Origin of the sequence: Flammeovirga sp. SubArs3, assembly GCF_947387565.1 — a bacterium.
GTDB lineage: Bacteria > Bacteroidota > Bacteroidia > Cytophagales > Flammeovirgaceae > Flammeovirga > Flammeovirga agarivorans.
Genome location: NZ_CANDOA010000010.1, coordinates 65,794 through 79,423 on the forward strand (window position 1 = coordinate 65,794; position 13,630 = coordinate 79,423).

9 protein-coding genes are annotated in these 13,630 nt (G+C 35.2%); 6 read left to right on the forward strand and 3 right to left on the reverse strand.

The window, feature by feature from the left end; genetic code table 11:
* The first annotated feature begins 7 nt into the window (after positions 1 to 7).
* Positions 8 to 2,275, forward strand: coding sequence for a formate C-acetyltransferase (pflB, locus tag QL232_RS22415; protein ID WP_281615838.1), 2,268 nt, complete (start codon positions 8 to 10; stop codon positions 2,273 to 2,275).
* A 149-nt stretch (positions 2,276 to 2,424) separates the two neighbouring features.
* On the opposite strand, the gene QL232_RS22420 is transcribed toward pflB, so the two are convergent.
* Complete coding sequence (locus QL232_RS22420) at positions 2,425 to 2,748, reverse strand: hypothetical protein (RefSeq protein WP_281615839.1); 324 nt, start codon at positions 2,746 to 2,748, stop codon at positions 2,425 to 2,427.
* A 257-nt stretch (positions 2,749 to 3,005) separates the two neighbouring features.
* On the opposite strand from QL232_RS22420, the gene QL232_RS22425 reads away from it, so the two are divergent.
* Together QL232_RS22425 and QL232_RS22430 are read left to right on the forward strand one after the other, a co-directional pair.
* A complete protein-coding gene (locus QL232_RS22425; RefSeq protein WP_281615840.1) occupies positions 3,006 to 4,061 on the forward strand; it encodes an FUSC family protein in 1,056 nt (351 codons plus the stop codon).
* Between the two features lie 112 nt (positions 4,062 to 4,173).
* Positions 4,174 to 5,352, forward strand: coding sequence for an acetyl-CoA C-acyltransferase (locus QL232_RS22430; protein ID WP_168881341.1), 1,179 nt, complete (start codon positions 4,174 to 4,176; stop codon positions 5,350 to 5,352).
* 37 nt (positions 5,353 to 5,389) lie between these two features.
* Here the strand turns inward: QL232_RS22430 and QL232_RS22435 are convergent, their stop codons facing one another.
* Entirely contained in the window at positions 5,390 to 5,671 is a 282-nt protein-coding gene (locus QL232_RS22435) for a hypothetical protein (protein WP_281615841.1), read from the reverse strand.
* A gap of 196 nt (positions 5,672 to 5,867) precedes the next feature.
* Here QL232_RS22435 and QL232_RS22440 point away from each other — a divergent pair, with 196 nt between their 5' ends.
* On the forward strand, positions 5,868 to 7,247 hold the full coding sequence (locus QL232_RS22440; RefSeq protein WP_281615842.1) for an efflux RND transporter periplasmic adaptor subunit: 1,380 nt from the start codon (positions 5,868 to 5,870) through the stop codon (positions 7,245 to 7,247).
* A gap of 11 nt (positions 7,248 to 7,258) precedes the next feature.
* Positions 7,259 to 7,966, forward strand: coding sequence for a lysoplasmalogenase (locus tag QL232_RS22445; protein ID WP_281615843.1), 708 nt, complete (start codon positions 7,259 to 7,261; stop codon positions 7,964 to 7,966).
* A gap of 34 nt (positions 7,967 to 8,000) precedes the next feature.
* On the opposite strand, the gene QL232_RS22450 is transcribed toward QL232_RS22445, so the two are convergent.
* Positions 8,001 to 10,190, reverse strand: a complete 2,190-nt coding sequence (locus tag QL232_RS22450) for a glutamine synthetase III (RefSeq protein ID WP_168881337.1) — start codon at positions 10,188 to 10,190, stop codon at positions 8,001 to 8,003.
* 284 nt (positions 10,191 to 10,474) lie between these two features.
* Between QL232_RS22450 and QL232_RS22455 the strand changes: the two genes are divergently transcribed.
* Positions 10,475 to 13,618 carry a hypothetical protein gene (locus QL232_RS22455; RefSeq protein ID WP_168881336.1) on the forward strand — a complete coding sequence of 1,048 codons (3,144 nt, stop codon included), beginning with the start codon at positions 10,475 to 10,477 and terminating at the stop codon, positions 13,616 to 13,618.
* Positions 13,619 to 13,630: the final 12 nt, after the last annotated feature.

A 13,630-nucleotide genomic window follows, 5' to 3' on the forward strand; every position in this document is an offset into this window, starting at 1 on the left:
GGAAAACATGGAAAACGCTGTATTAAACTCTCAGTTCGTTGGTACAAAATGGAAAAATGAAATCGATGTTTATGATTTTGTTATCAATAATGTTACACCATATTACGGAGATTCATCTTTCTTAGCAGAAGCTACTGAAGCTACAAAAAAACTTTGGGATATCTGCTTAGCAGGAATGAAAGAAGAGCGTGACAATAATGGTTGTCGTGATATAGATACAGATACAATTTCTACAGTAACTTCTCACAAAGCAGGTTACATCAATAAAGATTTAGAAACAATTGTTGGTTTACAAACTGACGAGCTTCTTAAGCGTGCTATGAAACCTTTCGGTGGTTATAGAGTAGTTAAAAACGCTGTTGAAGAAAAAGGTAAGACAGTTAACCCATCAGTTGAAAACGTATTCAAATATGCTAAAGATCACAACAATCAAGTGTTCGCAGCATATGATAAAGAAATCCGTACTTACCGTTCATTAGGTGTACTTACAGGTCTTCCTGATAACTATGCTCGTGGTCGTGTAATCGGTGACTACCGTCGTTTAGCACTTTATGGTACAGAACAATTAATCGCAGCTAAGCAAGCTGACTTCAATAAAATTGAAAACGGTTTAATCGTTGGTTCAGGAGCGGATATCGCTATGAACATTCAATTACGTGAAGAGATTACTTCTCAAATTCAAGCATTAAAAGACATCGCTGAGATGGCTGCAATGTACGGTTTAGATGTAACTCGTCCAGCTGAGACAGCAAAAGAGGCAGTACAAGCAGTATACTTTGCTTACTTAGCAGCAGTAAAAGAACAAGATGGTGCAGCAATGTCATTAGGTAACGTATCTTCTTTCTTGGATATCTATATTCAAAGAGATTTAGAAGCAGGTACAATCAATGAGGTTGAAGCGCAAGAATATATCGACCACTTCGTAATGAAATTACGTATGGTTCGTCATTTACGTCCAGGTGCTTATGATGAGATCTTCGGCGGTGACCCAACTTGGGTAACTGAAGCTATCGGTGGTCAATTCTCAGACGGTCGTACTAAAGTGACAAAAACATCATTTAGATTCTTACAAACTCTTTATAATTTAGGTGCATCTCCAGAGCCAAACTTAACTGTACTTTGGTCTAAAGATCTTCCTGAAGGATTTAAAGAATTCTGTTCTCAAGTTTCTATTGATACTTCATCAATCCAATACGAAAATGACGACTTAATGCGTCCGAACCGTGGATCTGATGACTATGGTATTGCTTGTTGTGTATCTTACCAACACATTGGTAAAAGAATCCAATTCTTTGGTGCGCGTACAAACTTACCAAAAGCATTATTGATGGCTGTTAACGCTGGTCATGACGAAGTGAAAAACGTACTGACAGTTGATGGTATCGATTCAATGGCTAACGATGAGTACTTGGATTACGACAAAGTGATGACGCAATTCAAGAAGACAATGAAAGAAGTAGCTCGTGTTTATGTGAAAACGATGAACATCATTCACTATATGCATGACAAGCACTACTACGAAAAAGCTCAATTCGCATTCTTGGATACTAATCCAGGTATCGATATGGCTTATGGTGCTGCAGGTATTTCAATTATTGCCGATTCATTATCTGCGATTAAAAATGCAAAAGTAAAACCTATCCGTGATGAAAATGGATTAGCAGTTGATTTCCAAATCGAAGGTGACTTCCCTAAATATGGTAACGATATCGACGAAGTAGATAACATCGCTAAAGAAATCACTCATATCTTCTTCACTGAGTTAGCAAAACATAAAACGTACCGTGAAGCTGTACCTACAATGTCATTATTGACAATTACTTCAAACGTAATGTACGGTAAGAAAACAGGTGCTACACCTGACGGTCGTAAAGCTGGTGAGCCATTCGCTCCAGGTGCTAACCCAATGCACGGTCGTGATACTAATGGTGCTGTAGCTTCATTGAACTCTGTAGCTAAATTAGACTACAATGATGCTCAAGATGGTATCTCAAATACATTCTCAATCGTTCCTAAATCTTTAGGTTCTGATCGTGAAACTCAAGTAAGAAACCTTGTAACTATGATGGATGGTTACTTCGCTGAAGAAGGCGGTATGGCTCATCACTTGAACGTGAACGTATTGAACAGAGATACTTTAATGGATGCTTACGAAAACCCTGAGAAATATCCACAGTTAACAATCCGTGTTTCTGGATACGCTGTGAACTTTATCAGATTATCAAGAGCTCACCAATTAGAAGTGATTCAAAGAACTTTCCATGAGTCTATGTAATTTATAGTATTGGAATTGAATTTAGACATAGAAGGCTACTCCTTATGGAGTGGCCTTTTTTTGTATAAAAAATAAGCCCCCTTTCGAAAAAGGGAGCCTAAAAGCTCATTGAGTAATTTAATCGGGTAAACGAATCAAAGTTATAAGTGTCACTTATTTTCTGTCACATTAAATTCTAAATGAATCAGTTTTGATACTCCAAGTTTTGATGAGTAATCAAAATAGATATCATGATTGTTGCCGTCTGGGTCAATGCATCTTATTTCTACAGAATAGTATTCCTCTCCATTTAATATCTTGTCTTGTTGCAATACCTTTAGATGATTATTTAGTATTATCTGTTTTACTTTATTTTTACCTTCGGTTAGGTTTTGGGGTTTTGTAACATAAACATATGGGTCATCTTTAGCCTGTAATGTATATGTAACCGAAATAGTAAGAGATAATAGAATAAACAGTAGTCTTGTTTTCATTATAAATAAATTTTTTAGTAGCTGATGACTCAAAATTGGCTACATTTTTAGGTTGAAAAATTGATCTATGTTAATCTTAAAATCTTAAATATTTAATGAAACCGAATTTATATAACTATAATTAATCAGTCTCTGATGTAGATCAGAAATAGTGATGTTTGTTACTGGTAAAGAGTGATGATTGTTAATTAAAATTACAATTGTAAAGAAAGAAATAACTTAGTGATCTAAGTATAAGAGTGTAGTTAAAGAATTGAATGGATATTAATAAACAAAAGATCGAGCTGTGGATTTATTCTAACTTAGAGTTAGTACACTTATTAAAATTGATGGTATTGGTAGTGTCTACCTTTATAGGTGCCAAATTATTAGAAATACCCCATGGATCATGGATAAGTGGTACTTGCCTTGTATTAAATAGGCCTGTTGTAGAATTGGGAGGGGTAATAAACAGGGTGTCACAAAGAGTGTCAGGAACTATTTTCGGGGCAGGAATGTCTTTGTTTACTTTGTTTTGGTTCCCAGATAATCTTTTGATTCATAGCTTAGCATTAGGTGTCGCTTTCCCATTGTTTTCAATATTTATTTTTAAGAGTAATAAATATGCTTATCAAGTAGCAATTTTGACCATGCTTATTGTCTTAAGTATTGGTGATGGATGGTCTTATGAAGCAGCTTATTGGAGATCAATTAATATTGCTGTTGGTGGTGTGATAAGTGTTATCTTCATTTTTTTATTGCCGATACATGCCAAGAAGGAGTGGAGGTTCGAATTATCAAAGTGCCTGTTATTGATCAGTAATTTGTATGAAGAAACATTAAAAGGAGATCAAGAGGATCGTCAGAAGCTGTTTGAAGATAATACCGATATTATTACTTCTGTTCGTAAACAGAGAAAAATTTTCCCTTTTGTAGTTAAAGAATCTAGCCATTTTAAATCACATAAAAATGAAATGGAAGATGTCGCTTTACGTTTGAGAAAGCTATCAGGCATTCTAGAACTTTTAGCATCGTCAGTTTTCCATTCTGATAAAGGGAACCATCTAATTACTCAATTATCCTCTATACATGATAAGAAGGAAATCATACAATCACACCTTCATAAAATGTCTGATGAATTATTACATGAACATAAAGTGACTGAGAATACTGAAAAACTGGTTTGGAGATCTTCTAAGTTGGAATTACTGAAATTAAATGAACAAAATCTTCATCAAGAAGCACCCTTAAGTCCTTATTCTTACATCTGGCTGAATAATAAATTTGGGGAAGAAGTGATGAAACTAGAAGAGAATTTATATATTTTATTTTAAATCAATCTCTTAAATTATTTATTGTAATAATTACACCTTTAATTCTTTTCTCATATATTGCAATGAATTAATATTCACCAATTACCAATAAACAAACATAAGTATAAACACTATGAACGAAGTCTATATTGTATCTGCAGTAAGAACTCCGATAGGGAGCTTCGGTGGAGTATTATCTTCACTTTCGGCCACAGACCTTGGTGCCACAGCAATAAAAGGAGCTTTGGAGAAAGCTTCGGTAGACGCCTCAGAAGTAAATGAAGTTTTCATGGGGAATGTTATTTCTTCAAATTTAGGACAAGCACCCGCAAAACAAGCGGCATTAGGTGCAGGTATTGGAAATGATGTACCTTGTACTTTAGTGAATAAAGTGTGCTCATCTGGGATGAAAACAGTCATGTTAGGAGCACAATCCATTATGTTAGGTGACAACGATATTGTTGTTGCAGGTGGAATGGAATCTATGTCGAATATTCCATATTATATCCCTAAAGGAAGATATGGCTATGGTTATGGACATGGACAAATGCTTGATGGATTGGTAAGAGATGGTCTTACTGATGTGTACAATGGAAATGCCATGGGAGTGTGTGCTGATGCTACAGCAGAAAAATGTGGAATTAGTAGAGAAGAACAAGATGAGTTTGCTATTAACTCTTACAAGAGGACTGCTATGAGTACTGATGATGGACTATTTGAAAATGAAATAGTTCCTGTTAGTGTTCCTCAAAGAAAAGGAGATCCAATTGTAGTGGTAAAAGATGAGGAATTTACAAAAGTAAAATTTGAGAAAATCCCATCATTAAGAGCTGTCTTTACTAAAGAAGGGACAGTTACAGCAGCAAACGCATCAACAATAAATGATGGAGCAGCGGCATTAGTTTTAGCAAGTAAATCTGCAGTAGAAAGATTAGGCTTAAAACCAATGGCTAAAATTGTATCTTATGCAGATGCTTCGAAGGAACCTGAATGGTTTACAATTGCACCTCCGGATGCAGCCAGAAAAGCATTAGATAAAGCTTCTTTATCAAAAGAGGATATTGACTTTTTTGAGGTGAATGAAGCATTCTCGGTGGTGACTTTGGCATTTGCAAAAGAACTAGGTTTAGATCTTGATAAAGTCAATGTACACGGTGGAGCAGTTTCTATGGGACATCCTCTAGGTGCGTCTGGTGCAAGAATCTTAGTTACTTTGGCTGGAGTATTAAATGCCAGAAAAGGAACGAAAGGTCTAGCAGCAATTTGTAATGGCGGCGGCGGCGCTTCAGCAATGATTATTGAGAAAGTCTAGCCAACGATAAGAATAGATAAATAGCGACGATCTTTTATTAAGTTAAGAGATCGTCGTTATTGATTTTAGTCGATAAATAATCGCGTACTTCAGTCTCATTATCGAAGAAAACTCCTATGCTTCCTCTAAGGAGCTGGATATAATAATCTTCTGAGTTGTTCTCAAGGTCAATTCTAATTACAGTAGAACTTTTATTAAATAATTGTACCCTGATTTGTAACTGGTATGTTTTTAAATAGTTCGCCCAAACAATAGTGATTTCTTTAATTTTTCCAGTAGGTAAGTCAGTATTATTAAACACGATCCATTTATCGATCATGAGGCTAAGAATTGTGGGATATGTAGGCATTAATAAAATGTTATTTTTGTCAATAACGTAAAAGTGTCAAAACTATTCTATATTTACTAAATCATTATTCAGATTACAAAAAATATTGATCTGAAACTGATTTAAATACAAAATTTAACTTCAATAGATCGAAAACATTCTTTCAAAAACTTCAACAAAAGTTCAAATGGCAAATAAGAAAAAGAAACAATCTAATACTCTACTATATGTAGCACTTGTTGTATTGGTTATTTGTGTTGCAGCTGGTGGGTATTACATGAAACAATCAAATGAAAAGGCAATAAAAGTTGAATTTAGTACGGTTACCAAAGGAGTTATTACAGAAAAAGTGAGTGCTTCTGGTAGAGTACAACCCATTAATGAAGTTACATTGTCATCGGAAGTTTCTGGTGAAATTAGAGAATTATATATAAAAGAAGGTGATTCGGTAAGACAGCGTCAGTTGTTGGCTCAGATCAGACCGGATAACTTTCAATCTGCATTGGATCAAGCAAGAGCATCATTAAATGCACAGAAGGCTCAATTGGCAAGGTCAAGAGCTGATGTTGCTCAGAACCAAGCAAGGTTAAGCCAGGCAGAGCTTACTTTCAATAGAAATAAAAACTTGTGGGAAGATAAAGTAATTTCTGATCAGGACTTTGAAAACAGTAGAGCAGAATTTGAAATTGCACAAGCGAATCTTAAAGCGGCAGAAGAAAATGTTAGAGCATCAGAATATACAGTGAAAAGTGCAGTAGCGCAGGTAGATGATGCAAAAGAGAGTTTAGAACTTACTAAAATTTACGCGCCAATGTCTGGTGTTATTTCAAAGCTTTCTGTTGAAAAAGGGGAGATGATTGTCGGTGCCCGTCAGATGTCTGCAACAGAAATGATGCGTATTGCCAATTTAGCAGAAATGGAAGCATTAGTTGATGTTAATGAGAACGATATTATTAGAGTACATAAAGGAGATACAGCCGTAATTGATGTAGATGCGTACTCTTACCGAGACTTAAAGTTTGCAGGTATGGTTACTGCTATTGCCAATTCTGCAAAAGATGCAGCAACTTCTGATGTTGTTACTGAATTTGAAGTGAAAATTAGAGTATTACCTGAATCATATGCCAACCTTATGGCAGAAGGAATGGGTGCTGAATCACCATTTAGACCAGGTATGACAGCTAGCGTTGATATTATTACTCAACGTAAGTCTGACATTCTTGTAGTACCATTAACTTCGGTAACGACAAGAAAGAGATATGAGGTGGAAAATAAAGAAGAAGATGAGGATAATGACAACGAAAACATGGTGAAGAAGCCGTCGAACAAAAAAGACAGTGAGCTAGTAGAAGTTGTTTTTGTTTTCAATATAGAAACATCAAAAGCTGATGCAAGAATTGTAAAAACTGGAATCAGTGATTTTGATAATATTGAAATTTTAGAAGGCTTAGAAGATGGTGAAGTAATAATTAAAGGTCCATTTAGAGTAATATCAGAAACACTAAAGAATGGAGATTTAGTTGAAGAAATGACTTCTGAAGAGAAGAATAAAAAGCCTTGGGAATAAATAAAGATTGAATGACTACGCAAAGTAAAGTTGTAAAAGAACCATTAAATACACAGCAGAGAAAGGTCTTTTGGGGAATGTTTTCAATAATATTTCTCGTAAATGTTATTAGTAATTTTATGGACAACAGGTTACTGATAATTTTTTCAAAACCTTTGTTGATGCCGTTTATCGCTATATATTTTTCTGCGACTTGGAAAGAAACATCAGAGAATTCTATTATTTATAAATCATTAATGATAGGCTTCTTCTTTGCTTGGATAGGTGATATTTACATGATGTTTAGGCAAGAAGAAGAGATAATGCTTTTAGGTTTGTCTAGTTTCTTTATTTGTCATGTTTTATATATCGTAGCCTTTTTCTTTTCTGGAGTGAAAGATAAGCCTGCTTGGTTCTTATTATCCTTTGTGTTGTCTCTATTTGGAGGATTCATTGGAGAACATATAGTTTCTCACAACTCAATGATGTTTGCACCTGTATTGGCTTATAGTATTATCATTTCGGTAATGTTCTCATTTGCTTTCACAAGGATCTTTATAAGAAAAGATAAATGGGCAGCTTTTACTGCAGTTGGAGCATTATTGTTTATCATTTCTGATATCATGATTGGGTTGTCACATTTTCAAGGAATGGAAATTTCCCATGCATATATTATGATCACTTATATTATCGCTCAGCTTTTAATAAGTAGGGGTATGATGGTAGAAGGAGTGAAATAAAAAAAGCTGTCTCAATAAACGAGACAGCTTTTTTTTATCTTAAGAATAACAATTCTCTATATTTTGGTAGAGGCCACATTTCATCGTCAATCATGGTCTCAAGTTTGTCGACATGCCAACGTAACTCTTCAAAATATTTCTCTTTCACATCGTCACAATAAGCAATTGCTTTTTCTTCGACGTTTTCAATATTGTTGATTCGTTTTCTCTCTTGTGTCATATCATTAGCTAGCTTTTTGACCTGATTTAGGTGCTTTGCTACCTTTTGAATTGTGATCATCGTTTCTTCTGTCTGATCTTCAAGTCCGATATCTTTTAACCCTCGAACATTTTCAATCAGCATAGTTTGATATCTGATCGCAGTTGGTGCAATATGATTTAAGGCCAAATCTGCCATTACTCTAGACTCAATCTGCATCTTCATGATATAGTTTTGAAGTCTTATTTCATGTCTTGCATCCACCTCAGCCTGAGTCATGATTTTCATTCTTTTGAATAATCTTGATGTCGCAGGCTTTTTCAATACAGAAAGGGCTCTAGGAGTATCCATTAGATTCGATAGACCTCTTCTTTTTGCTTCTTTTACCCATTCATCACCATATCCATTTCCTTCAAAAATGATTTTCTTAACTGATGGGATATAAGAGCGAAGGATATCAATAATAGCTACTTCCTTCTTTTCATCTTGTTCGATAAGTTTATCAACTTCCTTCTTGAATAAGTCTAATTGGTTAGCAACAGCAGTGTTTAGTACAGTCATTGCTCTTGCGTTGTTTGAATTAGAACCTACTGCTCTGAACTCAAATTTATTACCTGTAAAAGCGAATGGAGAAGTTCTATTACGGTCAGTATTGTCTAATAGAATTGGAGGTATTTTACTAATACCCAACTTCATATAGATATTGTCACCTTTCTTTACTTTGATATCACCATTGTGTTCCAACTCTGTAAGGATGTCGTACAATTGTGTTCCAATAAAAGCTGAAATGATAGCAGGAGGTGCTTCATTTGCACCTAATCTGAAGTCGTTACTTGCTGAAGCGATAGAAGCTCGTAACAAGTCTGCATTATCATAAACAGCCTTTAAAATATTGATAAAGAATGTGATAAAGATAAGGTTCTCTTTAGCCTTTGTAGAAGGTTGCAATAAATTGCGACCTTTATCAGTAATCAAAGACCAGTTGTTGTGCTTTCCACTACCATTCATTCCTTGGAACGGTTTCTCATGGAATAACACTCTAAAATTATGTCTAGATGCTACTTTTTTCATAAGGTCCATCAATAGAACATTATGATCATTGGCAACATTAACTTCTTCAAATATTGGAGCTACCTCGAATTGACTAGGAGCTACTTCATTATGACGTGTTTTAATAGGAATTCCTAGCTTATAAGATTCTATTTCTAGTTCTTGTAAAAAGCGAGTAACTCTTGATGGTATGGATCCAAAATAGTGATCATCAAGCTGTTGGCCTTTAGGGGGTGTACGTCCAAATAAAGTTCTACCTGTTAATAGAATATCAGGTCTTGCATCTGCTAAAGCTCTGTCGATCAAGAAAAATTCCTGCTCACAGCCTAAGGATGCTTGCACTTTTTCAATACTTCTATCGAAAATCTGACATACAGAAGTAGCCGCTTTATCAACTTGTTCTAAAGCTTTTAATAAAGGTGCTTTATTATCTAAAGACTCTCCAGTATAAGATACAAAGATAGTTGGGATACATAACGTTTTTCCAGAGCCACTTTCGATAATGAAAGCAGGAGAAGTAGGGTCCCATGCCGTATAACCTCTAGCTTCAAAAGTCTGTCGTAGACCTCCACTAGGAAATGATGAAGCATCAGGTTCTTGCCTAACTAATGCACTACCTTTAAAACGCTCGATGGCTAAACCATCGCTGCTTAATTCAAAGAATGCATCATGCTTTTCTGCAGTTGAACCAGTTAAAGGTTGGAACCAGTGTGTGTAGTGTGTTACTCCCTTGGAAATAGCCCATGCCTTGAGTGAAGTAGCTACCGCGTCAGCTACATTTTCATCTATTCTTTCGCCTCTATGTATAGCGTTTTGTAGTCGATTGAAAATGTCCGATGATAGTTGTTCCTTCATGATAGAAGGACCAAAAGTATTCTCTCCAAAATAATCAGATACTTTTGAACTAGGAGGAGTGATATTGACGGGTTTTCTTTCTTCAACTAAACGTAAGGCATCAAAACGTTGTCTTGCCATTAAATTTACTTTATAGCGTTTTATTTTCTCATTTATTTAAAAATATAAATCTACAATTTTTTATGTGAAATGATAGTTTTTTTTGTATTTCTGAAATGAGTTAAATTAATATTATCATACAAAATATGATTTACAAAGTAGGGTTAACATACTTGGTATGTAATTTGATTAATCAATCATAATAACTCAATATTTCACCTAAAAGGTCGTTACCTATAGTGAATATTGTGCTTAACATGATAATTGGCACAGCATATATTATTATTATGCTTAATAAAACTTCTATGAAGATTTTTTTACTTGGTTTTATAATTCTTTTTACTACAAATTTTGGGTGGGCTCAGTCAGTTTCAGGATCTATTTCTGTTGACGGGGATCGTATTGTTACGAATAATCCAGAAGGAAAAGTAACATTAAGAATTAAAGCTTCTTCAGCTGTAACACATATGAAAATCTCTCGCGATGAGAGTTTTAGAGGTGTTGTTTGGGAGAGAGTGAATTGGGAAAAATCAAATTTTCCAATTATACGTAGAGGAGAAGGAGATGGGTTAAAAACTATTTATGCCGTATTTAAAAATGAAGATACCGGAGACGTATCTGAGGTGAGTTCTTTAATGATAGAATTAGATAGAACTCCTCCTGAAAATCCTGAAATCCTAATCAATGGAGGCCTTCCTTACACTAATAATAAGTCAAGAATGGTAACCCTATTTTTGTCTGCAGAAGGAGCGGAGGCGATGAGAATTTCACAAAGACCCGACTTTTATGGTGTGGAATGGATGCCTTATAGAGCAAAATATGAAAAATATAAGCTTTTAGGTATCGATGGTGAAAAAGAAATTTTTATTCAATACAAAGATGCGGCTGGTAACGCTACTAAAATAATCAGCTCTAAGATTACTATTGATATTACGCCACCTGTTAATTGTAAAATGAAAATCAACGAAGGGGAGAAGTTTATTAAAGACTCTCTTGTGACATTGAATTTCTTCGCAGAAGGTGCGTCACATATCCAAATTAGAGGTGGTGATGGTTGGATCGATTATGCTGAAAAAGTGCCTTGGAAGCTGTCTCCTGGTGATGGAGAGAAAGTTGTTTATGCTCGATTCAGAGATGAAGTAGGTAACTATTCTAGAATTGTATCTGGTCGTGTGATTGTGGATACAACTCCTCCAAGATTTGGTAGAGTAATTATTGATGACGGTAGAAAGTTTATCGATAATCACGCTAAACATAAACTTCAATTAATCATTCAAGGTGCAACTGAAATGATGATTTCAAATGATGAATCATTTAGCGGTGCATCATGGATTACATATCAGCCTGTTTTTCCTGTTTGGAACTTTACCATTGGAGATGGTAAGAAAACGGTTTATGTGAAGTTTAGAGATTTGGCAAAGAATGAATCAGAAGTGTATTCATCTTCTGTGATATTAGATGCAACCCCTCCTCAAAAACCAAAAATTGATATTGTAGCTGAGGGCATTGTGTTAGATACAGCAAAAAAGGTCAAGCTATTAAAGGATGATCAAAGAATTGTTGATCTAAAGCTAAGTGCTGAAGATGCTCGTTTTATGATGATTTCTAACCAACAAACTTTCTTTGGTGCCCGTTGGATGGTGTACAAAGAGAATGTTGAAAAATGGAAATTATTAGCCGGTGAAGATGGAACAAGAACTGTTTATGTAAGATACATGGATAGAGCGAAAAATGTTTCTGAACCAGCTTTTGATCGAGTAGTTATAGATACAGAGCCACCACTAGGAGGTAAAATTGTTATCGATAACAATGCAGAATTCTCTATCGATAAAGAACATTATGTGACTTTAAAGCTTTTTGCTCGTAAGGCAGACTTTATGCAAGTTTCTAATGATCCAACTTTTATGGATACCAAATGGGAGACTTATAAAACGATCAAAAAATGGAAATTGGATGATAAGGATGGTGTGAAAACTGTTTTTGTAAGGTATAAAGACCTTGCTGGAAACGTTTCTGAGCCAACTTCAGATAATATTATCCTAGATACAAAACCTCCATTTAGTTGTTCTATCATTGTGAAGAACCACAAAGATGGAGTAGTGAACCATCCAGATGCTATTGCACTTATCCGTGTAAATGCTGAGGATGCGATTAAAATGCAAATTAGTAATCACCCTAACTTTGAGAAGATAAGATGGATAGGTTACTCAGAATATAATATTCCTTGGAGACTTCCAGGTGAGGATGGAGTTAAAGAAATTTATACAAGATTTATGGATGAGGCTGGGAATATCTCAGATACTTATTCTGTAAATGTAACTCTTGATAGAACTCCACCAGTTCAAGGGTCAGTAGAAATTGCTGAGGCGAAAGATAAGTTGACAAACCTTACTGATGTGAATCTGAATATTTCAGCTAAAGGAGCCTACCAAATGAAGCTCTCAAGTAGATCTGATTTCAAAGGAGCAGAATGGGAGAAGTATACAACTGCTAGAAAATGGAAGTTCCCTGAAGGTGATGGACTTAAGTTTGTATATGTCATCTTTAGAGATGAAGTAGGTAACTTGTCTAGACCAACATATGCTTCTGTAGGTGTCGATACTGATGCACCAAGAGAGGGTAGTATTCTAATTAGCAATGGTGCAAAGTATTGTACAGATCCAGATGCTGTTGTGAAGTTGAAACTTAATGCTAGAGGTGCTACTAAGATGATGATCTCTAACGATAAGGACTTTACAGATGATCAATGGGTGAAGTTTAAATACTATGTATATGATCATTATTTATCAGCAGCGGAAGATGGTGAGAAAACAGTTTATGTGAGATTTAAAGATGACGCAGAAAACGTTACAGATGCTGTTTCTGCAAGTATTTTACTTGACCGTCAAGAACCAGTCAACGAGAGATTGATTATCAATAATGGTGAAGAATATACGAATGATAAATCGGGTAGAGTTTCACTAGAGATATTTGCTGAAGGTGCTACTGAGATGAAAGTTTCAAATGACAGATACTTCAAACAAAATATTAAGTGGGAACCTTATGCAACTTCAAAGGATTGGTTAATTAAGCATTCTACAGATGGTGAGAAATTCGTTTATGTGAAATTTAGAGATGAAGCAGGAAACGAATCATTAATCACAGAAGGTAGAATTACTTTAGATACTACTCCACCGATTCCACAGTTTGTGAAAATCAATAGCGGAGCAACTGCTGTAGATTCTCCAACTGTTACCATCTCCACTAAGGCAAGAGATGCAGCATTTATGATGGTTTCTAATAAACAATCATTTGTTGGAGCTGTTTGGAGACCTTACACTGATAACTTTACTTGGAGTTTAGAGCCAGGTGCGGGTATTAAAAGGGTGTTCATCAAGTTTAAAGATAACTCTCAAAATGAGTCAGACTTTAAATATGCAGAGACAACTCTTTACGAAGGGAATAAGTAGATCAAGATATTG